Origin of the sequence: Candidatus Palauibacter sp., assembly GCF_965222475.1 — a bacterium.
GTDB lineage: Bacteria > Gemmatimonadota > Gemmatimonadetes > Palauibacterales > Palauibacteraceae > Palauibacter.
The window spans coordinates 161,302-185,602 of record NZ_CBDCUB010000001.1; the positions used below are offsets into that span (position 1 = coordinate 161,302).

The following is a 24,301-nucleotide window of genomic DNA, read 5'->3' on the forward strand; positions in this document are numbered from 1 at the left end:
ACGGTCGCGGTGGAACGGCTGGCCGCTGCTCCGCACATCTCCGATACTTCCAGGTCCGACCACGGGCCGCTCACAAAAGGAGTGAAGGATGAAGACGAGACTCGGATGCGCCGCCCTCCTGGCGGCCCTCTTCGCCGGAGGGTTGGCTGCCGACGCCGAGGCCCAGACCCGGCGACTGTCGCTCGACATCTACATGGACATGGAATCCGTTTCCGATCCCCGGATCTCGCCCGACGGGTCGCAGGTCGTGTACACGCGCGGCTGGGTGGACAAGGTCAACGACCGGCGGGAGTCCTCTCTCTGGATCATGGACGCCGACGGGGGCCGCAAGCGGGCGCTCATCGACGGGGGCGGCGCGCGCTGGTCCCCCGACGGAACCCGCATCCTGTATACGGCGGCGGGGGAGCCCTCGGGGTCGCAGATCTTCGTGCGCTGGATGGACGACGAGGGCCTCACGAGCCAGGTCACGCGTCTCGAGAACGGGCCGTCGTCGCCCCGCTGGTCTCCGGACGGGAGGTGGATCGCGTTCACGAGCCGCGTGGACCACCGGGCGGACTTCGCGGGCGTGGACCTTCCCTCCAGTCCGGACGGGGCCACCTGGACGGCCGGCCCCAAGATCGTCGAGCGCGCCGGCTACAAGCGCGACCGCCAGGGCTACGTGGACACGGGCTGGACGCATGTGTTCGTCGTGCCCGCAGATGGCGGCGCCGCCCGCCAGCTCACCGACGGAGACTGGAACCACGGGGGCATCGCCTGGAGCCCCGACGGGACCGAGATCTATTTCACGTCCTACCGCTCTCCCGACTGGGACCGTCCCTCGAACTGGCAGGAGTCGGAGATCTACGCCGTCTCCCTGGAGTCCGGCGAGATCCGCCGGCTCACGGACCGGCGCGGGCCCGACGCGGGACCCGTCCCCTCGCCCGACGGCCGTCTGATCGCCTACACCGCGGGGGACGAACACCGGGATACGTACCGGAACCAGAAGATCTACGTCATGAACCGCGACGGGTCCGGCTCGCGATTGATCTCGGGCGACTATGACCGCCAGTCCGGGGGCTTCCAGTGGGCACCCGATGGGAGTGGTCTCTACTTCAACGTGAGTCGAGAAGGGTATCGCCAGCTCCACTTCGTTTCGGTGGACGGCGGGGTCACGCAGTTGACGGAGGGGGCGCAACTGTTCTCGCTTTCCTCGTTCGCGGAGAACGGGACGGCGGTGGGCACGATTTCGACCGATCACCAGCCGGGCGACCTGTATCGGTTCTCTCTCTCGAACGCTCGCGACGCCGTCCGCCTCACGGAGGTCAACGCGGACGTGCTGCACGGCGTGGCGCTCGGTGAGGTGGAGGAAGTGTGGTACGAGTCGACGGACGGCTTCGATGTCCAGGGGTGGATCGTGAAGCCGCCCGACTTCGATCCGGAGCGCGAATATCCGCTGATCCTCGCCATTCACGGCGGGCCGCACGGGATGTACAACGGCGGGTTCAACTTCGCCTTCCAGGAACACGCGTCGAACGACTATGTGGTCCTCTACACGAACCCCCGGGGGAGCACGGGCTACGGCACACGGTTCGCGAACGCGATCAACCACGACTATCCGGGCGCGGACTTCCCCGACCTCATGGGCGGCGTCGACGAGATGCTGCGGCGGGGCTACATCGACCGGGACAATCTCTTCGTCTATGGATGTTCGGGCGGCGGCATCCTCACCTCCTATATCGTGGGGAACACCGACCGCTTCCGCGCGGCGTCGGCCAACTGTCCGATCGTGAACTGGATGTCCGCCATGGGGACGTCGGACGCGATCGGCTATCTGCGCACGTTCGAGAAGCCGTTCTGGGAGGACGCGGCCGAGTGGATGGACCGGTCCTCGATCTTCTACGTGGGGAACGTGACGACGCCGACGATGCTGATGACGGGGGAGATGGACCTGCGGACCCCAATGGGCCAGACGGAGGAGTTCTACCAGGCGCTCCACTACGAGGGCGTACCGACGGTCATGGTACGATTCCAGGGCGAATGGCACGGGACAAGCCGGCGGCCCTCGAACTTCCTGCGCACGCAGCTCTACCTGAGGAAGTGGTTCGAGAAGTGGGGGACGCACCGGGCGGCCGTGACGACGGAAGACGACGCTCTTTGACCTCGCGGATCGAGGGCGCGTTCGCCGACCGGACGGCGTTCATCCCGTTTCTTTCGAGCGGGTATCCTCGGCCGGCGGACACCCCGCGCCTGCTGGAGCGGCTGGCGGCGGATGGAGCGGACATCATCGAACTGGGGATCCCGTTCAGCGACCCGCTCGCCGACGGACCCACGATCCAGGCCGCGAGCTGGCGGGCGCTGGAACAGGGCGTGACGGTAGAGTCCGCGCTCGACCAGTTGGCCGAGATCTCGGCCGACCTGCCGCCGGTCGTCGTCTTCTCCTACGTCAACCCGATCCTGCGCATGGGCGTGGAGCGTTTCCTCGAGCGCGCGGAGGCCGCGGGGGCGGCGGGGCTGCTCGTGACCGATCTCCCGGTGGGGTCGCACCCGCCGCTCGAGCGCCGGCTCGCCTCGGGTCCGCTCGACCTCATCCCGCTCGCGGCCCCGACCACCCCACGGGCGCGACTGGAGACGATCCTCGGCCACGCCTCCGGGTTCCTCTACTACATCTCCCGCCTCGGGGTGACGGGGGCGCGGGAGGCGCTGGACGCCGCGCTTGACGACCAGGTGAGACGGCTCCGGACGATGGTCCGGCTGCCGGTCGCGGTGGGGTTCGGCATCTCGACGCCGCAGCAGGCGGCGGCGGTCGCGGGCATGGCCGACGGCGTCGTGGTCGGATCCGCGCTCATCGCCGCCCTGGGTCGCAGCGAGGCCGCCTTCGGGGAGCTGTCCGCCGCCCTCTCCGAGGCGGTGCATGGTAAGACCTGGCGGTCTGCGGCGATTCGCCATGGCTGACCAGGGTTAGCAACCCGCAGGACCAGCCTCGCATCGATTCCGGCTGCGGTCAGCGATACAGGAGCAGGCTTGACGTGTTAGTATCAATAACGATACCGTGAGCCGGGATTCGGCGGCGATACTTGCCAAACTCCGCAACAACCCGCGGGGCGTTCGGTTCTCGGAACTCTCCAAGTTGAACGCCAAGGGAATGGCGAAGCCCTATCAGGTGCGCCAAGTCATCAAGGCGATCGAGAAGCTGGAGGGCACGACATGAGCGACCGCTATACCTATCGCATCACCTGGTCCGCCGAAGACAACGAGCATGTAGGCCTGTGCGCCGAGTTTCCCTCGCTAAGCTGGCTGGCGTCCACTCCCACGGAAGCGTTGTCGGGGATCCAGCGTGTCGTGCGACGCTGCCTCGAGGACATGCAGGCAACTGGGGAGACGCCCCCGGAGCCCCTGGCCAGCCGCACGTACAGCGGGAGATTCATGGTCCGCCTGCCGCCCGAAATCCACCGCTCTCTCGCGATTCAGGCAGCCGAACAAGGCGTGAGCATGAACAGGCTTGTGAGTGCACGCCTCGCCGAATGAAGCCCATGGGATGAGATCTCTTGAACGGGGAAGCAAAATGACAAGACGCGTTCTTTCACTTGCACTCCTGGTGGCCGCGACGGCCGGGCCGGTAGCGGCGCAGGACGAATTCGGGGCGGCGGTATGGGCCCCATCGGTGGACGAGATCCTCGTCCTCAAGCCGGCGTTCGGCCGGGGGCCCGCGTCCGTGCTCGTTTTCGAGAAGGGCGACGGCGGCTGGTCGCAGGCACAGGAGGTGTGGTCGGCGGGCTCGCTCCTGGGGGAGTCGTTCGGCCGCACGATGGCGCCGGTGGAAGATGGATTCCTCGTGGCGAGCGGGGACCCGCAGGTCATGATCGGGGCGTACGGATTCGCGCGCGGCGTGGACGGCGGCTGGGCGGAGTCGGGGGTGCTGCGGCTCCGTTCCGAAGCCGGCGCGGCGCCGGAAGAGATGAGCATGGGCCGCGTGATGGCCATCCTGCAGCCGCCCGCGCGAGTCGTTGCGGCGGATCGCGGGTTGGCGCTCGTCTCGGCGCCGGGCGGTCGGGGCGCGGGGACCGCGGTCCACGTCTACGAGCGCGGTGCGGACGGTGCGTGGAGCGCAGCGGGCTCGCTGCAGGCCGGAGATCTCCGGGCCAACGCGCGCTACGGGGCGGCGATGGCCGTGCGTGGCGGGTTCGCGGCGGTCGGGGCGCCGGGACAGGGAACTTCGGGCAAGGTGTACGCGTTCGCGCGCGGCGCGGACGGCGCGTGGAGCCTGGAGGCCGCGCTCGAAGCGCCCGCCCTCGGCCGGGGCGCCGGTCTGGGCTCCACCATCCTCTTCGCCAGCGACAACGAACTCGCCGTTGGCGCCCCCTCGGCCGATGGGTCCGTCGGGCGGGTGGTGCTGTTCGCCCGCGGGCCCGGCGGCGCCTGGTCGGAGCGGGCGACACTGGCGCCGCGTGAGTCGGGGCCGGGGCAGCGTTTCGGCGCCGCGCTCGCCGCCTCGGACGTCGAACTCCTCGTCGGCGCGCCCGGCGCCGCGGACGGTCGGGGCCGCGTGGACGGATTCACCCGCCCGGATATGGCGTCCGAATGGCGGGCCGCGGGCTCCTTCACGGCCTCGGAGCCCGATTTCGTCGCGGGCTTCGGCGCCGCGCTGGCCCTCCGCTCCGGCCTCGCCATCATCGGGAGTCCCGGGGCCGAGGGGGGCGCCGGCCTGGTCGCCGTCTACGAGAAGACGCCCGATGGCGACTGGTCCGGGCCGGTGTGGCTGCGCCCCGGGGGGTCGCCGGTAGCCGTGACGTCCGGGGAAGTCAGCTGCGAGGACGACGAGGCCGCCGGGTTCGACTGCTCGGACGTCGATCTCCAGGCCTACCTCCCCCTCGCCTCGATCGGGGCGGAGCCGGGCGAGCGGGTCAGCGATGCCTGGGGCTGGACCGACCCCGAGACCGGCCGGGAGTACGGTCTCGTCGGCCGCTCCGGCGGCGCGGCGATCGTCGACGTGACCGACGCCGTGAATCCCGTCTACCTCGGCGTCATCCCCGCGAACCGCAGCGGCGCCCGCGACCTCAAGGTCTACGCCGACCATCTCTTCTTCACCGGCGACGGGGCGGGGGACCACGGGCTCGTCGTGTTCGATCTCACGCGGCTCCGGGAGGTGTCGAATCCCCCCGTCGAATTCGCACCCGACCTGCGCTGGGACGAGATCGGGAGCGCGCACAACCTCATCATCGACACCGGCGCCGGCACCGCCTTCACCGTCTCCACGAGCGGGGACGGGCACACCTGCGGCGGCGGGCTCGTGATGATCGACATCCGCCAGCCGCTCGCGCCCGGGTTCGCGGGCTGCTTCACCGACACCGAGGGACTCCTCTTCCAGGGGCGGACGCACGACGCGCAGTGTCTCGTCTATGACGGCCCGGACATGGACTATCAGGGGCGGGAACTGTGCTTCGCCTCGAACGAGACGGCGCTCCGGATCGTCGATGTGACGGACAAGTCGAACCCGAACCCGATCTCGGCCGCCGCCTACCCGGGCGTGGCGTACATCCATCAGGGGTGGCTGAGCGAAGACCGGCGCTACTTCTATCTGGACGACGAACTCGACGAACTCGTCGGCACCACGGACCGCACAAAGACGATCGTGTGGGACGTGACCGACCTCGACGACCCGGTCGCGGTCGCGGACTACTACGGCCCCAACAACGCGACCGACCACAACCTCTACGTGAAGGGCGACCGGATGTACCAGGCCAACTATCAGGCCGGCTTCCGCGTCGTCGACATCAGCGATCCCGAGAACCCGCGGGAGGTGGGCTTCTTCGACACCACACCCTACGGCGCGGATCCCCCGGGCTTCAACGGCGCCTGGACGGCCTTTCCCTGGTTCGAGAGCGAGACGGTCCTCGTGACCAGCATGCTCGAGGGTGTGTTCCTGCTGAAGCCGAGACGAACCGAACTCGTGCCCTGAGGCCGTGGGCCCGCCGCCTCAGAGCCGCTGCATGAACCACCAGTGGTGTCCCTCGAGGTCGCGGGCCTGGTAGCCCCTCTCGGACCAGTAGTCCTCGCCGTAGTCCTGCGTCGTCGGCTCGGCCACAATGACGGCGCCGGCCGCCCGCGCGCGCTCGCAGTGGGCGTCGGCGTCGTCGACGAATACGGCCAGCGCCTGTGTGTTCGCGCCCTCGACAGCCTGCGGGGATCGCAGGTACGTCCGGTCCGGCGACAGACCCGCCTGTCCGACCATGATGAGGCCGCCGTTCACGACGAGCTGCGAATGGACAATCTGTCCCTGCTCGTTCTCGACTCTCACCTGCACCTCGAATCCGAACGCGGCTGTCAACCAGTCGATCGCGGCGGCCGCATCGTCGTAGAACACGGCGGGTGCGATTCTGGGCCAGCCATCGGGTGGGTTCTTCATCGGGACCTGAGGCTCCTGCTCGGGTAGGGCGTCACGCGCACGGTACCCCGCTACCGGAGTGGGTTGCAAGCTGCCTGTCGCGGGGTTTCCTTTCTCCGGCCCACCACCCGAAACCGCCGCGCGGAGGCGACATCCGATGCCAGGACTCACCAACCCAGATGGCGGCGAAGTCTGCACCGTGCGGTGCCACGGCGACGGGCCGCTCGTGGCGCAGGGATCGCTGCGCGTGCTGGAGCCCGGCGCGGAGGAAGGCGTCGTGAAGCCGCGGGCCGCCTTCTGCCGCTGTGGCAGATCCGCCAACAAGCCGTACTGCGACGGGGCGCACAAGGACACCGACTTCGAGGCGTCGGGACCCATCGACACCAGCAGGTCCGTCGCGGCGGACGCCACGGACGACGCGGGGGCCGAGGTCGTCGTCACTCCGCACGCGAACGGTCCCTACCACTTCGATGGCGTGGTGGAAATCAGCGGAGAGGGGCACGAGGGGACGGTGCGCTTCGAGAAGCCGTGGCTGTGTCGCTGCGGAGCCTCGAAGAACAAGCCGTTCTGCGACGGCGCGCACAAGGAGATCGGGTTCGAGGCGGAGGGCCTCTGAGCGTGGCGGAGCCGGGTGCGCTCGCTTTCTACCCCCTCCTCTACGTCGCCTGGGCGGACGGCGAACTCGCGGCCGAGGAAATCGCCATACTCCGCGAGCAGGTGCGCGAGGCGGGGTTGCCCGAGGGGGCCCTGGCGGAGTGGCTGGATCCCGAGGCGGCCCCTGCGGCGGACCGACTCGTCCATCTCCTCGACGCGGTGCGGCGGCGGGCCGCCGACGTATCCCCGGAGCGCCGCCGTTCGCTCACCGAACTCGGCATCGCCATCGCGGAGGCCGATGGGGCCCATCCGACGCCCGAGGAGCGGGAGGCGATCCTCCGCATCGAGGACGCGCTCGGTTTGGGCGGTCCCGACGCCGTGGCGACCCTGTTCGACCCGGTCCGGCCGATCGCGCCCCTCCCGGTCGTACAGGCGAGATTCGACCGCGAGGCCATGGCCCGCTTCCTCGACGGCCCGGCTCCGGAGACCCGGCGGCGGGTGCGCGCACTCCTCGGCGACGGCCGGTTTCGCCACGTATCCGGCCTCCCCACGCCGGAGTACCGGGCCCAGGTTGCGGCCTGGTGCCGGGTGCTCGCCGATGAGGGGCTGGGGGCGCTCGGCTACCCCGCGGAGTACGGGGGTGGAGGCGATCCCGCGGGCTTCGTCGCCACGTTCGAGACGCTCGCCTTCTTCGACCTCAGCCTGCTCACGAAGTTCGGCGTCCAGTTCGGGCTCTTCGGCGGCAGCATCCATCAACTGGGTTCAAGTCGTCATCACGAGAAATACCTGAGAGACGCCGGCACGCTGGCCCTACCGGGTTGTTTCGCGATGAGCGAGACGCTGCACGGATCGAACGTCCATGATATTCAGACGACGGCGGTCCATGACCCCGCGACCCGTGAGATCGAGGTGCATACGCCGGTACCGGGGGCGCGGAAGGACTATATCGGCAATGCGGCACGGGACGGCCGGCTCGCCACAGTGTTCGCACAGTTGGAAGTAGACGGGGAGGGGCGCGGCGTCCACGCGATCCTCGTCCCCATTCGGGACGACGCCGGCGCGCCGCTGCCCGGCGTGACGATCGAGGACTGCGGGGAGAAGCTGGGCCTGAACGGCGTGGACAACGGTCGTCTCCTGTTCGACCGCGTGCGCGTGCCGCGTGAGAACCTCCTGGACAGGTTCGCCTCCATCGATGACGAGGGCCGCTACCGGAGCCCGATCGCGAGCCCTGCCCGGCGCTTCTTCACCATGCTCGGGACGCTGGTGGGCGGTCGCGTCGCCGTGGGGAGTGCGGCGCTGGGCGCGACCAAGGTCGCCCTGACGATCGCCGTCCGTTACGGCGCCCGCCGACGTCAGTTCGGCCCACCGGGGGAGGCCGAGCGGCTGTTGCTCGACTATCCGAGCCACCAGCGTCGCCTCCTCCCGCGCCTCGCCACGACCTATGCCCTCAACTTCGCGCTCCACGATCTGCAGGCGCAGCACCTCGCGGCCGAATCCGCGGCATCCGGGGAGTCCGCGGCACCGGGCGGCACGGACCGCCGGCGCACGGAGGCGGCGGCCGCCGGACTCAAGGCCTACGCCACCTGGCACGCCTCGGACACCATCCAGGCGTGCCGGGAAGCGTGCGGGGGACGCGGCTACCTGGCGCACAACCGCTTCGCGGCGCTCAAGGCGGACAGCGACGTGTTCACGACGTTCGAGGGCGACAACACCGTCCTCATGCAGCTCGTGGCCAAGGACCTGCTCACCGGCTTCCGGCAGCAATTCGGGGATCTCGGGGCGCTGGGCCTCGCGCGGTTCGCGGCGGGGCGCGCCCGGCGGGCCGTGGCCGAGCGCAACCCGATCGTGTCGCGCAAGACGAGCGAGGCGCACCTCAGAGACCCGGCGTTTCACGTTGCGATCCTCGACGCCCGGCGCTCGGACCTCCTGCTCTCACTCGCCCGCCTGATCCGGCACCGGATCGCGGGCGGGATGACCTCGTTCGACGCCCTCACCGACTGCCAGCACCACGCGCTGACCGCCGCCCGAACTCACGTCGAGTGCGAGATCCTGCGCTCGATGCTCGCGGGCGAGCGCCGCACCCCCACCTCGGGCGTGGCGGAGTGGCTCGAGCGGCTGCGCAGCCTGTTCGCGCTCGTCGCCATCGAGCGGGACGCCGCGTGGTTCCTTGAGCAGGGCTACCTGGATCCCCCGAAGAGCAAGGCGATCCGGAGCATGGTCACGGCCCTCTGCGCGGAGATCCGTCCCCAGGCGATCCCCCTGGTGGACGCGTTCGATGTCCCCCGCTCCTGCCTCGAGGGCTCTATCGGCCTCTGACGCAGACACCTCCGCACGACGACTCCTTTCCCGGGAGGAAGCATGAATCAAGGAGATCAACCAACTCCAACCGCGTCACCCTACCAGATCTTCATGCTGGCTCTCGCTGGTCCGAGCCGAAGACCGCAAACGGTACATGATGACCTGGGGTTGGATCGATCTCCTCTCCAGCGTGCCCACGGTCCCCGAACTTCGCGCGTTCCGGGTCGGACGCGTTCTGCGGATTCTGAGGTTCGTGAGAGGGATCCGCGCCGCGAGGGTCGTCGGTTCCTTCTGGAAGGGGCGAAGGGCCCAGACCACGGCCCTCGTCGCAGTGTCCGTCGCGATCCTGACCGTGGTGGGTTCGAGCATCGCCATTCTCTATCTCGAACGGCCGGCGGGTGGGGGCATCGGCTCGGGTCCGACCGCGCTGTGGTGGTCGTTCTTCACCGTCACGACCGGCCAGCAGGCCGACCCCCTCCCAATCACTCCTGCCGGACGCGCCATCGGCCTCGGTCTGATGACGATCGGTGCGGCTCTGGTGGGGACCTTGACCGCCACCCTGGTGTCATGGGTGGTCCGGCCGAGAGAGGACGCCAAGAGTCGGGAGTTGACCGCCATCCGCGAGGAACTCGCCGCGATCCGCGCTCTCCTCGAAGCGCGCTGACGCCGCCGAAGACGGAGCCTACGAACGACCTTGGGGCGCGACGAGTTGGGCGGCGAGGTCGAGGGCGTCGACCGGCCAGTACATCTTCGGGCGCGAGCGCAGAACGCCGGGGCGGCGCGCTTCGGGACGGCAGCGGAGGATCGCTTCGGTCCAGCGTTTGGGCACGGCCTCCAGACCGTGGACGGCGCCCGGGAGCGCCCCGCAGATCGCGGCGTTGGTGTCGGTGTCGCCGCCTCTCATGACGCTGTCGACGACGCCTTCTTCCAGCGAAGGGGCGTGCAGCAGCTGCCACAGCGCGTTCCGAAAGGCGATCCGCACCCAGCCCATGCTCGTGAAGTAGTCGTCCGGCGGGCCGTCGGCTGCGCTCGCGACGCACGCCCGCACCTCCGCGCAGATCGCGTCGTTGTTCGCCCAGTCCACGACCCATTCGTACAACTCCTCGGCGGTCGGACCGGCGTCGATCGCATGGGCCAGTGCCATGGTGAAGAGAGCGTTCGCGTCCAGGCAGACCCGATTCGGATGAGTGAGACGCGCGTCCTGTCGCGCCCAATCGGCGACCGCTTCGAGCCCGGAGTGGCGTTCCGTGTCGACCGGGATACGGGCGCCGAAGATCGCCAGCGGGCTGATCCGCATCAGCGCGCCGTTGGCCTCGCTGGCGGGGTTCAGGGTCCCCATGAGCGCCCCCCGAATCGTGCCACCGCAGTCGAACGGCCCTGAATGGAGCCATTCCCTGTACGCGGCGAAGGTCGCCTCCGCGTCATAGGTGCCGCGCGCAATGAGGGTACGGGCGAGGGCCAGCGCCATCTCGGAGTCGTCCGTGGGCTGGTCGGCCAACGTGTTGAACGTGCCTCCGTCCTCAAGATCCCGGACTCCGTCGGGATACAGACGGCGGATCTCGCCGGGCCTCTGAAACTCGACGAGGCTGCCGAGCGAATCGCCCGCGAGCTGTCCGAGAAGACAGCCGCGGGCCCGGTCGAGACGCGGATCGGCGCCCCGAGACGTTTCTGCGGAAACGTCAGCGCTCATCAGCGGGACTCATCGTCGCGCAGTCTCTTCAGGAGGTCTGGATCGGGCTTGACGAAGATCGTTTGAACGCGGGCCGGCGCGACCGTTCCCGGCGGAGACTTGCGCGGCTTGCGGACGTACTTGCGGCGGGTCCACACGACGGGGGCGGTGCCGCTGTGCCGCGCGCCGGAGTGGACCGCGGCCGCGATGGCCGCCTCGAGGAGATCGCGGCGGGGCGGGTTCGCGTCCCTGCGGCCCCAGCGGAGGATGACGTGGGCGCCCGACGCCTGCGAGGCGTGGAGCCAGATGTCGTCCGGGGCGGAGTGCCGGAAGGTGAGGTCGTCGTTGTCACGCGGGCCGCGGCCCACGCGGAGTTCCAGCCCGCCCGTGGTCCGGAGCCGGAGGTAGGGCAGCCGCGCCTCCGGCTGGCGGGAGCGCGACCCTCCGGTGCCCGGAGCGGGCGGCTTTCCTCCGACCGCCGCCCACAGGGCCTCCGAGGGACCGGACTCCGCGAGCCGTTCGAGGTGCTCGTCGAACTCGGCGACGCGCGACCGGGCCGCCGCGATCTCGGCGGGCAGCCGCCCGAGCGCCCGCGCCCGGCGGCGGGCTTCCTCGAAGTAGCCCTCCGCGTTCGAGACGACATCGAGCGCCGGGTCGAGCGCGATCTCACGCATGGCTCCGTCGAATCCCTCGAGTGTGACCGTCGCGGCACCCTTCGGAGCCTCGTCCTTGCGGGCGAGGAGGATCTGCCCGAGGAGGCGCGGCTCGTCCGGCGGCCCGGCCGCGGCGAGTTGCCGTTCGAGCGCGGCCACGCGGCGCTGGAGCCGCTTTCGCCGGGCGCCGAGGCGCTTCCGCAGCTGCGCGGCTTCGTCTTCGCCGCCGTCATCGGCGTCGCTCCCGGGGAGGGCGTCGAGGAGCGAGGCCGGCCCGCCGGCCTGGGCGACGAGGCGCGCGGTCTCCTCGAGCCGCCCGGACTCGAGCCGCCCGGACTCGGCGGAGCCGCCGGCCGCGAGCGGGTGGAGGTCGAGGTATCGCGCGTACGTCTCCGCCGGATCCTCGCCGGACAGGATCGAGTCGACGTTGAGCGCGCTCGTCCAGGCCCAGGTTTGCAGCACGGCCCGGCGGCGGGCGGCATCGTCGCCGGTCAGGACGGCGGTCCATTCCGCCTGGGAGGGCGGAGCCGCGACGCCCCGGCGCGCGGATGTCGGGGGCACATAGCGCGCCCCCCGGCGCAGGAGCCGTCCGCCGGCATCGCGCGACAGCAACGCCGTCTCGATCCGCCACGGCGAGGTGTACCCGCCATCGGACTCCGACTCGGACTCGCCGTTCTCGACTCGGCGGCAGTGCACGGCGTTCCAGCGGCGGGTCCGGAGTTCGATCGCGAGGAGTTCCCACGCGCGCCCGGTCCGGTCCCCGAACGTCAGAAGCAGCGCCCGCTCGTCGGCCGGCGCACGCGCGTCGATGAGCGACAGGCGTCCCACGCGGAGCGTCTTGCCGCCCACCCCGGAGTCCGGCGCGTCATCGTCGAGTCCCAGCACGTACCCGTGTAGTGGATGAAGCATGGCGACGAGCCTCGACCCGTCCTCGAACGCCAGTTCCACGGCGCGGCGCGCCGGCGCCATGCGGAGACCGGCGATGCGGGAGCCCTCCCAGCGATCGAGGATCGCGCGGGCCAGGGCTCGGGCGAGGAGTGAGTCGTAAAGGACGGGCATTGCGTCTATATTCGGGGTCCCGCGCGATCCCGACAAACTTCACCCCGTGACGAGACGCCGTTGCCCAGGCTCCATCCGATCATCCACGCGGCCGGCGCCGAAGGACGCCACCCCGACTGGGCCGTCATGAGTCCGGCGCGCCGCCGTCACACCGAGCGCGTGGGCCAACTCCTGTGGGAGTGGAGCGGAACCCTCGGCCACGACAGGATGAGACGGATCCGCTGGCGCGCGGCGGGACTCCTCCACGACGCTCTCAAGGACGAATCCCCGGAGACCCTGGGCCCCGAGGTTGAGGACGCGGGGGCGTGGTCCGGATCGCTCCTCCACGGTCCGGCGTGCGCGAACCGCCTGCGGGCGGCGGGAGTGGAAGACGCGTCGCTGCTGAGGGCGATCGCCTTTCACACGACGGGGCACGCCGATTTCCGGGCGCTGGGACGGGCGTTGTACATGGCCGACTACCTGGAGCCCGGCCGCACGGGCCTCGCCCGGGAGCGCGCGGACTGGCGCCGACGCATGCCGTCCGACGGGTGCGCCGTGCTCGGCGAGGTCGCGACCGCGAAGATCGGGAACCTCCTCCGCCGCGGGATCCCGATCTCCCCCGTGACCGCCGGTTTCTGGCGGGCCGTCACGGCGCCTCCGGCCACGATCCGCTGACCGGGGGGCTGGGCCCACCGCCCCTCCGGGCTTGCGTCGGCGCCCCGATTTGCACAAATCATCCGATGGAGGATGCAGGAGTACGGGGAGGGGCGGTCGAGCGCTGTCGGCGGTGGTGGGGCGGACGACGGGAGGCGACAAGGTGCGTTCGAGGAGGCGGTCCAGGCAGCAGGTTCGCAGGGTACCCCGGGGGCGTGAGCCCTACCGAAGGAGACGAGGCCCCTTCCAGCGGGTGGTCTCCGCGGTCCGGGGACTGATCACGACGGCCGCGCTGGTCGGCGCCGGCGCGCTCATCGGTCTCTTCTGGGAGGAGTGGCAGGTCGTGCGCCTCGCGGAGCCCGCGGCGGCCGGTCCCGCGCCGAGCGCTTCGAGCCCGCAGAGCGACGCGCCCGAGAGTCCGTCACCCCAACTCAGCGTCGCGAACCGGATCAAGGTCGAGGTCCTGAACGGGGTGGGTGAGCCGGGTCTCGCGCGCCGCTTCGCCGACGAGTTGCGGGCACTCGGCTTCGACGTCGTCGCGACGGACAACGCGGACCACTTCGAACACCAGGTCACCTACGTTCTGGACCGATCGGGCCGACTGGGCGCCGCGCGGGAGGTGGCGAACGGCGTCCATTCGGACTCCGTCGCCGTGGTGCTCGACCCCGACCTCTTCCTGGACGCGACCGTCGTGGTGGGACACGACTGGCAGGAGGTCCTCCGCCGCAACTGAACGCGGGGGCGCCGACCCTCGGCGCTCAGCCCTCCGTGGACAGCCGCAGCTGCCCGCAGGCGGCCGCGATGTCGCGTCCCCGCGGCCGCCGCACCGCGTTCCCCACCCCCCGAGCCGTGAGCCCGGCCGAGAAACGTTCGATCGCCGCCGGTGGACTCGGACCCCACTCCGGACGCGCGGGGATCGGGTTGAACGGGATGAGGTTCACGAAGCAGATGAGGCCGTGCGCGAGGTCCGCGAGCGCGTCCGCCAGCGCCGGCGCGTCGTTGACCCCGCGGATGAGCGTGTACTCCAGGCTGATGCGCCGGTTCTTGTAGCCCTGATACGTGCGCAGCGCCTCGAACAGCTCCGGAAGCGGGTATCGCTTCTCGATCGGCATCAGCTCAAGCCGCAGTTCGCGCGCCGGCGCGTGCAGCGACACCGCGAGTTCGAACGGCTCCGGACGCCGCGCGAGTTCGAGGATCCCCGGGACGAGCCCCACCGTGGACACCGTGATCCGCCGGGCGCCGAGCCCGAAGCCCCCGTGCAGCGCCGCCAGCGAGCCGATCACCCCGTCGAGGTTCGCCAGCGGTTCTCCCATCCCCATGTACACGACGTTGGAGATGGGCCGCCCCAGTTCCTCCCGCGCCACGCGCAGCGAATCCCGGTACTGGGCCACGATCTCCGCCGCGCGCAACTGGCGACGGAAGCCGAAGTACCCGGTGGCGCAGAACCGGCAGGCGAGCGCACACCCGGCCTGTGAGGAGAGACAGAGCGTGAGCCGCTCCCGGGTGGGGATGAGCACGGACTCGACCCGCTCCCCGTCCCCGAGCCGCCACAGGTGTTTGATCGTCCCGTCCTTCGAGCGCGCCACGTAGTCCGGTTCGAGCGGCGTGAGGGAGAACGCCTCCGCCAGCGCCGGGCGCAGGGGCGCCGGGAGGTTCGTCATCTCCTCGAACGAACGCGCGGCCCGCTTCCACACCCATTCCTCGACCTGCCGGGCGCGGTAGGCGGGCTCTCCCCGCTCCGCGAAGAAACCGACGAGCCGCTGCCGCACTCCCTCTCCCCGCTCGGCGAGCAGTTCGGGACGTGGGCCGCCGCTGCTTGCTGGCGTGTTCGAAAACCGGCTATCTTCCAGTGTGTTCCGCACTTCTTCCGACCGTTCCCCGTTCCCGCGAGTTCCCCTGTCCAAACTAACGCAACCGACCGAGAGGCGTGAGCCGGCCTCGCTGAACACAGCCTGGCGCGACGCCGGCTGCGGGCAGGTCGAGGCCTCGTGGGTCGAGCGGGAAGTCCGGGTCATCGGCTGGGTGCACCGCCGGCGCGACCTGGGCGGGCTCTTCTTCGTAGACCTTCGCGACCGCACCGGCCTCCTCCAGCTCTCCTTCGGCCCGGAGTGGACGGCCGCGGACGCCCTCGAACTCGTCACCGCGCTGAACCCCGAGGACGTCGTCCAGGCGACGGGTGTCGTGGCACCGCGTCCCGAGGCGAACCCCGCCATGCTCACGGGCGAGATCGAGCTTCGGGTCACGAGCCTCAAGCGGATCTCCGTCGCCGACCCGCTCCCGATCCTCGTCTACCAGCCGCCGGACGAGGAACTCCCGTCGGAGGAACTCCGCCTCCGCCACCGGGTGCTCGACCTGCGGCGCCCGGAGATGCAGCGCAACCTCCGGCTCCGGCACGCGGTGACGAACGCGGTCCGCGCCTCGCTCGACGAGCAGGGGTTCGTCGAGATCGAGACCCCGCTCCTCACGCGGCAGACGCCGGAGGGGGCGCGCGACTATCTCGTCCCCAGCCGGGTGCACCGGGGCCGGTTCTTCGCCCTCCCGCAGTCGCCGCAGCTGTACAAGCAGCTCCTCGTGTGCGGCGGCTTCGACCGCTACTTCCAGATCGCCAGGTGCCTGCGCGACGAGGACCTGCGCGCGGACCGGCAGCCCGAGTTCACGCAGATCGACATCGAGATGGCGTTCGTCGAACAGGACGACGTGTTCCGCGCGGCCGAACGCATGTTCCAGCGCGTGTGGCGCGACGGGCTCGAGGAGGACCTCCCGGCGCCCTTCCCGCGCCTCCCGCACGCGGAAGCGATGGAACGGTTCGGCACCGACAAGCCGGACCTCCGCATCCCGTGGGAGGTCCGGGACTTCACCGGCACGCTCACGGGCATCGGGTTCGGCATCTTCGACGGCGCCGTCCGCGCCGGAGGCCGCGTGCGAGGGCTCGTCCTCCCGGGCGGTGCCGCGCTCTCCCGCTCGCGCATCGCCCACTACGACAAGCTCGCCCGCGAGGCCGGCGCCAGGGGAGCGCTGTGGCTCAAGCGCTCCGCGGACGGCTGGTCGGGCCCGCCCGCGAAGGTCGTGGGAGAGGAGGTCGGGGCCAGGCTCGAAGCTGAATTCGGGGTGGGGGAGGGCGATCTCGTCTTCCTCGTCGCGGGTCCGGACGCGGAGAGTTCGCCCGCCCTCGACCGGCTGCGGCGCGCCGCGGCGCGCGAACTCGACGCTGTCGACGAGAGCCGCGAAGCGTGGCTCTGGATCACGGAGTTCCCGCTCTATGAGGAGGACGCCGAGACCGGTCTTCCGGTGCCGGCCCAGCATGCCTTCACGATGCCGGCGGACCCCGATATCGAGCGTCTGAGGGAGGATCCACTCTCCGTCGTCGCGCGCGCGTACGATCTCGTCTACAGCGGGATCGAGCTCGGGAGCGGCAGCATCCGCTGCCACCTCCCCGAGGTTCAGCGCGTCATCCTGGAGGCGACGGGGCTCACGCCGGAGGAGGTCGAGGCGCGCTTCGGTTTCCTCCTCGAGGCCTTCCGGTTCGGCGTCCCGCCGCATGGCGGGGTCGCGGTCGGCATGGACCGCCTGGTGGCCGAGATGGTCGGGTGCGCGTCGATCCGGGACGTGATCGCGTTCCCGAAGACCGCGGCGGCGCGCGGGCTCCTCGAGCGCTCGCCGTCGACCGTGACCCCGGCGGAACTGGAGGAACTCGGCATCTCCGTGAGCGGGAGGAGCGAGGCGTGACGGTAGCAACGGAACGACGCCTTTCCATCGAGGGGGCCGACCAGCAACTCCTGGCCGGCGTGAACGACTCGAACCTCACCACGCTCGCGCGGCACTGCGACATCCGCGTCGTCCTCCGCCACGACCACATGATCCTTTCCGGACCCCGGGCGGACGTCGACCGCGCGTCGCCCACGGCGCAGCGCATGATCCGCTACGCCCGGCTGCGGCGCCCCTTTGACGCCGTTGACGTGGAGCGCTTCCTCGAACAGCCGGACGGGGGCGGCCCCGCCGCCGGGGGGGCCGGCGGATCCGGGCGCTCCCGGGAGGGAGGGCGCGGCGACGGACGCAAGGGAGGGCGCAACGAGCGCAGGGGCGGACGCGGCGAAGGGCGGCAGGCGGAGGTGGCGCTGGCCGGGGCGCGGCGGGCGATCCGGCCCAAGTCGCCCGGGCAGGAACGGTATCTGGCCGCGATCCGCGAGCGCGACATCGTCGTCGGCATCGGTCCCGCGGGCACGGGCAAGACGTACCTCGCCGTGGCCGCGGGGGTCGAGGCGCTGAACCGGAAGCGGGTGCGCCGGATCATCCTCACCCGCCCCGCGGTCGAGGCCGGCGAGGCGCTGGGTTTCCTGCCGGGCGACATCCGCGAGAAGGTCGACCCCTACCTGCGCCCGCTGTACGACGCGCTCGAGGACATGATGCCGCCGGACCGCGTGCGCCGCTCGATCGAGGACGGCGTGATCGAGGTGGCGCCGCTCGCCTACATGCGCGGCCGGACGCTCTCCGACGCCTTCCTCATCCTCGACGAGGCGCAGAACGCGACCACCGCCCAGATGAAGATGTTCCTCACCCGGCTCGGGCTGAACTCGAAGACGGTGATCACGGGGGACAAGACGCAGATCGACCTCCCGCGGCCCGAGGACTCCGGCCTGCTCGAGATCGAGGAAGTCTTGCGCGACGTGGAGGGAATCGACTTCGTTTACTTTGACGATGCGGACGTCGTACGGCACCGCCTCGTGAAGGAGATCATCCGCGCGTACCGGGAGTCCGAGCGTTGAGTCTGTACCGCCGGGTCCGCGACTATCTGCGTCCCGCCAACCGGCCCCCGGCCGGCGGGCCGAAGGACGCGTGGGTCCACCACGGGTTCCGGGCGGGCGTCGTCCTCCTCATCGCGCTCGCCGTCCCCTGGCTCTTCCCGCGCACCTCCCTGCCCGAATACGACGGCATCGTCCCGGGGAGCGTCGCCCGGCAGACGCTGAACGCGGCGTTCGACTTCAACATCCCGAAGGATGCGGACCGGCTCCGCGAGCAACAGGACGAGGCCGAAGCCGTCATCACGCCCACCCTCCGCTTCGAACCGGCGCGCGCCGACAGCAGCATCGAACGCGTGAGCGGATTCTTCGCGCGGCTCGACACGGTAATCGCCGCGGCCGAAGCGCAGGCCGCCGAGGAGGATCGGGGGCCCGCGAGCACGGCGTCGCTCGTCCGGGCCGGCGTCGAGGCGCCGGTGCGGGAGATGGGCATCAACGTCTCGGTCGAGCAGGCCGTCGACTCCCTCATCATCGATCACCTCCTCGATGGGGAAGCCCGCGGGCAACTGCGCGCGGAACTGGAGGCTGCTTTCGAGGGACTGCGGGTCGGCGCGATCCGGGAGAGTGACCTCGCGGACATCAGTTCGGTCAACGTCGTCGTGCGCGAGGCGACGGAAGGCGAGGACCGGGTGCGGGCGGTCAACGAACTCGTCCGGCTCGGCGATTTCTCGCGGGAGGCCCGGGAAGAGATCGGTGATCGCCTGCCGCCTGCGGGCGCGATGCTCTTCCAGCAGCTGATCCTCCAGGCGCAGCCGACGCTGCGGATCGATCGGGACGCGACGCGCCAGACGCGCGAACTGGCCCGGGCGGCGATCCCCCAGTTCGAGGGCTTCGTGCTCGAGGGGGAACGCATCATCACCGAGAACACGAGGGTCTCCGAGGAGGAGCACCGCCGCCTGCTCGCCTACGAGCGGGAACTCATCGAGCGCGGCCAGGCCGGGACGGGGACGGGGTTCCTCCATGCGCTCGGCATGGTCCTCCTCGTCATGAGCATGCTCGGGATCCTCGTCTTCGCCACATATCGCTTCCGCCGCGACATCTACGAGAACATGCGCAGCTTCTCGGTGCTGCTCGGGCTCATCGTGGTCGTGATGTCGGCGGCCGGCGTCGTCGCCGCCACGGAGAGTTCACCGGCGCTCGTGCCGGTGGCGCTGGCCGGACTCCTCGCGGCGGCGCTGTTCGACAGCCTGCTGGGTCTGATCGTCGTCTCCACGATCACCGGGATCCTCATGGGCCAGCCGCATTTCGCGGGACTCGCCGCGCCCATGGTGACGGTGGCCGGGGGGGTGACGGCGGCCTTCGCGGTGACCGGCATCCGCACTCGCTCGCAGAGTTGGGTGCTGATCGCCCTCATCGCGGTGGCGTACCTCGGAGCGGGGATCCTCCTCAACTTCACCGGCCACTATTCGCTCAACGACCTCTGGACGACGGCGGCGTTCGGGGCGCTCAACGCGACCCTGTGCACCGGGCTCGGCATCGGCGTGGGCCTGCCGCTGCTCGAGGTCTTCACGGGACGCACGACGGAGCAGTCGCTGCTGGAGCTGTCCGACATGAACCGGCCGCTCCTCAGGCGGCTCGCGCGCGAGGCTCCCGGTACCTATTCCCATTCGATCAACCTCGCCAACCTCGTCGAGGCGGCGTGCGAGGCGATCGGCGCGGACTCGCTCCTGGGCCGGGTCGGGGTCTACTACCACGACATCGGGAAGCTGGAGCGGCCGCAGTACTTCATCGAGAACCAGCCGAGGGGACTGAACCCGCACGACCGGCTCAGCCCGTGGCAGAGCGCCGAGATCCTGCGCGACCATGTGCGCTCCGGGCTCCGGATGGCGGACGAGGCCCGGCTGCCCGAGGTCGTCAAGAACTTCATCCGCGAACACCACGGCACGCAGACGATCCGCTATTTCCTGGAGAAGGCGCGCGCACAGGCGCGCTCGCAGGAGGGCTCGGCGGACATCGACCCGAACGATTTCGCCTACCCCGGACCGAAGCCACGGACGAGAGAGACCGGCGTCGCGATGCTGGGGGACGCGGTGGAAGCGGCGTCCCGCGTCCTCGCGAACCCGAGTCCCGAGCGGATTCGAACCCTCATCGATAACCTCTTCGAGGAGCGCATCGATCACGGCGAACTCGACGATTGCCAGCTGACCTACCGGGATCTGCGCATCGTGAAGCGGGAGTTCGCCCACGTCCTGACGGGGCTCTACCACCACCGTATCGACTACCCCAAGCCGACGGTTCCCGAAGCCGCCGCGCCTGAGCCGCCCGAGCCGCCGCCCGAGCCGCCGCCCGAGCCTGTGGTTGCCGAGGGGGACGAAGGACAGCCGTCGCTCGACCTCGAGCAGGCGGCCCAGGGCGACACGGGCCCCGTCCCGTCCCTCGATCCGCCCCTCGATCCGGTCGATTGACGGAGCCCTCGCGGCCCACGATCCACATCAATCCCCTCGACGGTTGGGCGGGGAGCGCCCCCTCGGACGCCGCCGTTGAAGCCGCCGCGCGGGCGGCGCTCGCGACGGGCCCCGCGGAGGGCGCCGAACTCTCGATCGCCTTCGTGTCGGCGGAGTCGATCCGGGCGCTGAACCGCGACTACCACGGCGCGGACGGCGTCACCGATGTGCTCGCGTTCGGGCTCGGCGCGGATCCGTGGCTCGGCGACGTCTACGTCTGTCCCGAGGTCGCGGACGCCTCGGCCCGGGAAATGGGTCTCGACCCCGCCGAGGAGATCCTGCGACTCGTCATCCACGGCGTCCTCCATCTGCTCGGGCACGACCACCCGGACGGCGAGGCCCGCTACGGGTCACCGATGTTCCGGCTTCAGGAACGGCTGCTGGCCGAGGTTCGCGGCCGCGCGTAGCATTCTCACGGTTTTTCGCCCCTCACCGCCGTCGCGCGAGCGAGCATGTCCGAGAACCCGGAAGAGCAGCGTCACCTCCTGATCGAGGAGGTCCGGAGTCGCCTGGAATCGGGCGAGGGGGACGCGCTCATCGCGTTCGTGGAGCCGCTCCACCCCAGCGATCTGGCGGACGTGCTCGAGCACCTGGAGGAGGACGAGCGCATCGCCCTCCTCCAACTCATCCCGGCTTCGCTCGCCTCGGACGCCCTGGCCGAGATGGAGGAAGAGGAACGCCCCGGCGAACTCCTCGCGAGCATGGAGCCGGAGCGGATCGCCGAACTCGTCGAGGAACTCGCGGACGACGACGCGGCCGACCTCATCGGCGAACTCGATCCGGAGGAGCGGGACCGCGTCCTCGAGTCGGTTCCGGACGAGGAAGAGCAGGAGATCCGCGAACTTCTCGAGTATCCCGAGGAGTCCGCCGGCGGGATCATGACGCGCGATCTGTGCGCGGTGCACTCCGAGGCGACGGCGGCGGAGGCGATCGAGGAGCTGAGGGCACAGGCGGAGGAGAGCGAGGACCTCTACACCGTCTTCGTCGTGGACCGGCGCCGGCGGCTGCACGGCGTCGTCAACCTCCGGGACCTCGTGCTCGCCGCTCCGCGGACGCCACTCGCCGACCTGCTCGAGGAGCCCGCGGTCGTCGTCTCCGTGGACGTCGACCAGGAGGAGGTGGGGAGGCTCCTCTCCCGCTACAACCTGACCGCGATCGGAGTTGTCGACGCGGACGGACGGCTGGTCGGGCAGATCACCTTCGATGACGTTATCGACGTCGTGGAGGCGGAGGTCACCGAGGACATCCTGCGCTTCGCCGCCGTGTCGGACGAGGAGCAGTTGCGCGGCACGACGGCAGGCGCGATCCGGAGCCGGCTGCCCTGGCTGGCGGTGAACGCCGTGACGCTCTCGTTCGCCGCCCTCGTGGTGTGGCTCTACGAGGACACGATCGCACAACTCGCCATCCTGGCGGCGGTCATGCCGGTGATCGCGGGTCTGGGCGGGAACGCGGGGACGCAGGCGCTGGCGGTCACGATCCGCCGCATCGCCCTCGCCGACGAGTTGCCCGGCGAGCGCTGGTCCGCGGTCTCCAAGGAACTGATCGTGGGGCTGGTGAACGGCCTCGCGATCGGGCTGCTGGTTGCCGCTGCCTCCTTCCTGCTTCCGAACACGGAGCCGCTGTTCGGGCTCGTGGTGATGATCGCGATGTGGGGGAATCTCGCCGTGGCGTCGGCGCTGGGTGCCTTCTTCCCGATCGTGCTGGAGCGGCTGGGCGCGGACCCGGCCGTGGCTTCGTCGATCTTCGTCACCACCTTTACGGATCTGTTCGGCTTCGTGCTGCTCCTCGGGCTGGCGACAAAGTTCCTGATATGAGTTCCGGGTTCGATCCGGGGGCGCTCGCCGACCGCATCGCGGGCGGCGAGCCGTTCGCGCTGGCCCGGGGGATCTCGCACGTCGAGAACGAGAGTGTCGGATTCGAGGCGCTGCTCGAGCGGCTGGACGGGCGCACCGGCCGCGCGCGGCGCATCGGCATCACGGGGCCGCCCGGCGCCGGCAAGTCGACGCTCACCGCCGCGCTCACCCGGCGCTACCTCGACCGGTCGCTGACGGTGGGGATCGTCGCCGTCGACCCGACGAGTCCGTTCACCGGCGGCGCCCTCCTCGGCGACCGCATCCGCATGGGCGAGCTGTCGACGGAACCCGGCGTGTTCATCCGCTCGATGGCGAGCCGCGGATCGCTCGGCGGCCTTGCCACGGCGACGCGCGAAGCCGCGGATCTCATGGATGCCGCCGGCTACGACCGCGTGATTCTGGAGACGCTCGGCGTGGGCCAGGCCGAACTGGACATCGCCGTCTCCGCCGATACGACCGCCGTCGTCCTCGTCCCGGAGTCGGGGGATGGGGTGCAGGCGATGAAGGCCGGGCTCATGGAGGTGGCGGACCTCTTCGTCATCAACAAATCCGACCGCCCCGGCGCCGACCGCCTCGAGAAGGAAATCGCCATCATCATGTCCATCCGCTTCGCGAACCGCGCACCGGAATCCGGGGCAGGGGCCGGGGCCGACTGGCGGATGCCCATCATCCAGACGGTCGCCTCGGAAGCCCGGGGCGTCGAGGAACTCGCCGATCGCCTGGATCGGCATTTCGACTGGCTGACCTCGACCGGGAAGCTCGAGTCACGCCGCCGGGCCGCGCGCCTCCGCCGCGCCCGCGACGCCCTCCTCCGCCGCTCCCGGCGCGACGCCGAGCGGATCTGGCGCGCAGCCCCCGCCGAGACGATGGATTCCGGGGCGTCCCCCTACGCCCTTGCCCGCCGCCTGTACGAAGACTTCAGGGAATCCTGAGCGCGAACCCGGTCCCCGCGAAGAAGTCAGTGGCGGCTTCGTTCAATCCCGCGCCCAGCCGGATGTCCCACTGGATGTCGTCCGCCAAGCTCCAGGTGAAGCCGCCGTTGGCGTAGTGTTCGGTCCGGGTCCCCTGCGGCGCGACATGAAAGAACGCGTACCACTCGGCGTAGACCCCCGTGCGCGCGCCCACGACCAGCCCCATCACCAGCGACTGGGCCCATTCCGCGTAGCCCTCGCCCCGCGCGGTTACGGCCCGGTTCACCTGCGTGCTGCCCGCGAGCGAGACCTCCCCGGTGAGGTCCCACGCGTAGATGAGGTTCACCCCCGGCGACAGCCGGTTACGGGAGAACGCCTCGCTCCCCGTGGGAAGGGTCATCTGCGGGATGACCGCGATCGCCGGACGGCGACCCACCTGTCTGGCCAGGACCAGTTTAATCCCCAGATCGAGATCTTCCGTCCCGCTGTCGTCGACACGCAGGTCATCGGTGCGGGTGCGCTGCGACACGGGGCTCGCCGCGAACCGGAGTTCCAGTCCGTGGGCGACCCCCACACGGAGCAGGGGCTCCCCGAAAAAATGCGTCCACACGGTGCCGTCGCCGCCGTCCCGGTCGCCGCGCAACTCGTCATACGCGAGGGTGTACCCGAACTCGACCTGGATGACGCCAGGCCCCACCGTCTCTGCCGCCTCCGTGAAGTCGGGGCGGTCGGCGACCAGCGGACCCCGCTGCGCGTACCCCGCGTCCGCGGCGAGAAAGAGTCCGCCAAACCCGCCAACCAGTACGATCCCCAGCCTCTCTCGCATGTCGCGCCTCATGTCGCTCGCATCGTCTCTCCCCGAGGGCTTTGGTTACTGTCCCCAGCGCCGGGACGTTCCTGCGGGAACGTCGGCGGAGGCCGGGCCCCACGCGAGGGACTCCCGGTCCGCAGCGGTCTGCAAAGCCGAGGCCGAGGCGTACCTACTCGGCATGCCCGTTTCCCCCTAACTTGCGAACTGACGACATGGGGA

At 70.4% G+C, this 24,301-nt stretch carries 21 protein-coding genes; 16 read left to right on the forward strand and 5 right to left on the reverse strand.

Going from position 1 to position 24,301, the window contains the following annotated elements; translation table 11 throughout:
- The first annotated feature begins 88 nt into the window (after positions 1-88).
- From ACOQPP_RS00695 to ACOQPP_RS00715, 5 genes are all read left to right on the forward strand, one after another.
- Positions 89-2,137 carry a S9 family peptidase gene (locus tag ACOQPP_RS00695; RefSeq protein WP_420635639.1) on the forward strand — a complete coding sequence of 683 codons (2,049 nt, stop codon included), beginning with the start codon at positions 89-91 and terminating at the stop codon, positions 2,135-2,137.
- The gene (trpA, locus tag ACOQPP_RS00700) at positions 2,134-2,931 is read left to right on the forward strand and encodes a tryptophan synthase subunit alpha (protein WP_419164315.1); all 798 of its coding nucleotides are present in this window, start codon (positions 2,134-2,136) and stop codon (positions 2,929-2,931) included. Before ACOQPP_RS00695 ends, trpA begins: the two co-directional genes overlap by 4 nt.
- Positions 2,932-3,028: 97 nt before the next feature.
- On the forward strand, positions 3,029-3,187 hold the full coding sequence (locus ACOQPP_RS00705) for a hypothetical protein (protein WP_419164316.1): 159 nt from the start codon (positions 3,029-3,031) through the stop codon (positions 3,185-3,187).
- Entirely contained in the window at positions 3,184-3,504 is a 321-nt protein-coding gene (locus ACOQPP_RS00710) for a type II toxin-antitoxin system HicB family antitoxin (RefSeq protein WP_419164317.1), read from the forward strand. Before ACOQPP_RS00705 ends, ACOQPP_RS00710 begins: the two co-directional genes overlap by 4 nt.
- Positions 3,505-3,541: 37 nt before the next feature.
- Entirely contained in the window at positions 3,542-5,935 is a 2,394-nt protein-coding gene (locus tag ACOQPP_RS00715) for a choice-of-anchor B family protein (RefSeq protein ID WP_420635640.1), read from the forward strand.
- An 18-nt stretch (positions 5,936-5,953) separates the two neighbouring features.
- On the opposite strand, the gene ACOQPP_RS00720 is transcribed toward ACOQPP_RS00715, so the two are convergent.
- A complete protein-coding gene (locus ACOQPP_RS00720) occupies positions 5,954-6,382 on the reverse strand; it encodes a VOC family protein (protein ID WP_419164319.1) in 429 nt (142 codons plus the stop codon).
- Between the two features lie 136 nt (positions 6,383-6,518).
- Between ACOQPP_RS00720 and ACOQPP_RS00725 the strand changes: the two genes are divergently transcribed.
- The 3 genes from ACOQPP_RS00725 to ACOQPP_RS00735 all read left to right on the forward strand — a co-directional run bounded on the left by ACOQPP_RS00725 (position 6,519) and on the right by ACOQPP_RS00735 (position 9,917).
- On the forward strand, positions 6,519-6,977 hold the full coding sequence (locus ACOQPP_RS00725) for a CDGSH iron-sulfur domain-containing protein (RefSeq protein ID WP_419164320.1): 459 nt from the start codon (positions 6,519-6,521) through the stop codon (positions 6,975-6,977).
- A 2-nt stretch (positions 6,978-6,979) separates the two neighbouring features.
- Complete coding sequence (locus ACOQPP_RS00730) at positions 6,980-9,271, forward strand: acyl-CoA dehydrogenase (RefSeq protein WP_420635641.1); 2,292 nt, start codon at positions 6,980-6,982, stop codon at positions 9,269-9,271.
- Between the two features lie 106 nt (positions 9,272-9,377).
- Complete coding sequence (locus ACOQPP_RS00735; RefSeq protein ID WP_419164389.1) at positions 9,378-9,917, forward strand: ion transporter; 540 nt, start codon at positions 9,378-9,380, stop codon at positions 9,915-9,917.
- 18 nt (positions 9,918-9,935) lie between these two features.
- Here the strand turns inward: ACOQPP_RS00735 and ACOQPP_RS00740 are convergent, their stop codons facing one another.
- Both ACOQPP_RS00740 and ACOQPP_RS00745 read right to left on the reverse strand, forming a co-directional pair.
- The gene (locus ACOQPP_RS00740) at positions 9,936-10,943 is read right to left on the reverse strand and encodes an ADP-ribosylglycohydrolase family protein (protein WP_420635642.1); all 1,008 of its coding nucleotides are present in this window, start codon (positions 10,941-10,943) and stop codon (positions 9,936-9,938) included.
- The gene (locus ACOQPP_RS00745; RefSeq protein ID WP_420635643.1) at positions 10,943-12,634 is read right to left on the reverse strand and encodes an NFACT RNA binding domain-containing protein; all 1,692 of its coding nucleotides are present in this window, start codon (positions 12,632-12,634) and stop codon (positions 10,943-10,945) included. Before ACOQPP_RS00745 ends, ACOQPP_RS00740 begins: the two co-directional genes overlap by 1 nt.
- Positions 12,635-12,694: 60 nt before the next feature.
- Between ACOQPP_RS00745 and ACOQPP_RS00750 the strand changes: the two genes are divergently transcribed.
- Together ACOQPP_RS00750 and ACOQPP_RS00755 are read left to right on the forward strand one after the other, a co-directional pair.
- Positions 12,695-13,288 (forward strand): HD domain-containing protein, encoded by a 594-nt coding sequence (locus ACOQPP_RS00750; RefSeq protein WP_420635644.1) that lies wholly within the window; start codon positions 12,695-12,697, stop codon positions 13,286-13,288.
- 232 nt (positions 13,289-13,520) lie between these two features.
- Positions 13,521-14,000: a LytR C-terminal domain-containing protein gene (locus tag ACOQPP_RS00755; RefSeq protein ID WP_419164325.1), complete on the forward strand. Its 480-nt coding sequence runs from the start codon at positions 13,521-13,523 to the stop codon at positions 13,998-14,000.
- A gap of 25 nt (positions 14,001-14,025) precedes the next feature.
- On the opposite strand, the gene rlmN is transcribed toward ACOQPP_RS00755, so the two are convergent.
- Positions 14,026-15,036, reverse strand: coding sequence for a 23S rRNA (adenine(2503)-C(2))-methyltransferase RlmN (gene rlmN / locus ACOQPP_RS00760; RefSeq protein WP_420635645.1), 1,011 nt, complete (start codon positions 15,034-15,036; stop codon positions 14,026-14,028).
- An 82-nt stretch (positions 15,037-15,118) separates the two neighbouring features.
- Here rlmN and aspS point away from each other — a divergent pair, with 82 nt between their 5' ends.
- The 6 genes from aspS to meaB are packed head-to-tail and all read left to right on the forward strand — an operon-like array spanning position 15,119 to position 23,292.
- Positions 15,119-16,993, forward strand: coding sequence for an aspartate--tRNA ligase (gene aspS / locus ACOQPP_RS00765; RefSeq protein WP_420635646.1), 1,875 nt, complete (start codon positions 15,119-15,121; stop codon positions 16,991-16,993).
- Positions 16,990-18,030 carry a PhoH family protein gene (locus ACOQPP_RS00770; RefSeq protein ID WP_419164328.1) on the forward strand — a complete coding sequence of 347 codons (1,041 nt, stop codon included), beginning with the start codon at positions 16,990-16,992 and terminating at the stop codon, positions 18,028-18,030. Before aspS ends, ACOQPP_RS00770 begins: the two co-directional genes overlap by 4 nt.
- Positions 18,027-20,468, forward strand: coding sequence for an HD family phosphohydrolase (locus ACOQPP_RS00775; protein WP_420635647.1), 2,442 nt, complete (start codon positions 18,027-18,029; stop codon positions 20,466-20,468). The genes ACOQPP_RS00770 and ACOQPP_RS00775 overlap by 4 nt, the downstream gene beginning before the upstream one ends.
- Entirely contained in the window at positions 20,465-20,914 is a 450-nt protein-coding gene (gene ybeY, locus ACOQPP_RS00780; protein ID WP_419164330.1) for an rRNA maturation RNase YbeY, read from the forward strand. The genes ACOQPP_RS00775 and ybeY overlap by 4 nt, the downstream gene beginning before the upstream one ends.
- Positions 20,915-20,959: 45 nt before the next feature.
- Positions 20,960-22,321 carry a magnesium transporter gene (gene mgtE / locus ACOQPP_RS00785; RefSeq protein ID WP_419164331.1) on the forward strand — a complete coding sequence of 454 codons (1,362 nt, stop codon included), beginning with the start codon at positions 20,960-20,962 and terminating at the stop codon, positions 22,319-22,321.
- Entirely contained in the window at positions 22,318-23,292 is a 975-nt protein-coding gene (gene meaB, locus ACOQPP_RS00790; protein WP_419164332.1) for a methylmalonyl Co-A mutase-associated GTPase MeaB, read from the forward strand. Before mgtE ends, meaB begins: the two co-directional genes overlap by 4 nt.
- Here meaB and ACOQPP_RS00795 read toward each other — a convergent pair.
- On the reverse strand, positions 23,279-24,109 hold the full coding sequence (locus ACOQPP_RS00795) for a transporter (RefSeq protein ID WP_420635648.1): 831 nt from the start codon (positions 24,107-24,109) through the stop codon (positions 23,279-23,281). The genes meaB and ACOQPP_RS00795 overlap by 14 nt on opposite strands.
- Positions 24,110-24,301: the final 192 nt, after the last annotated feature.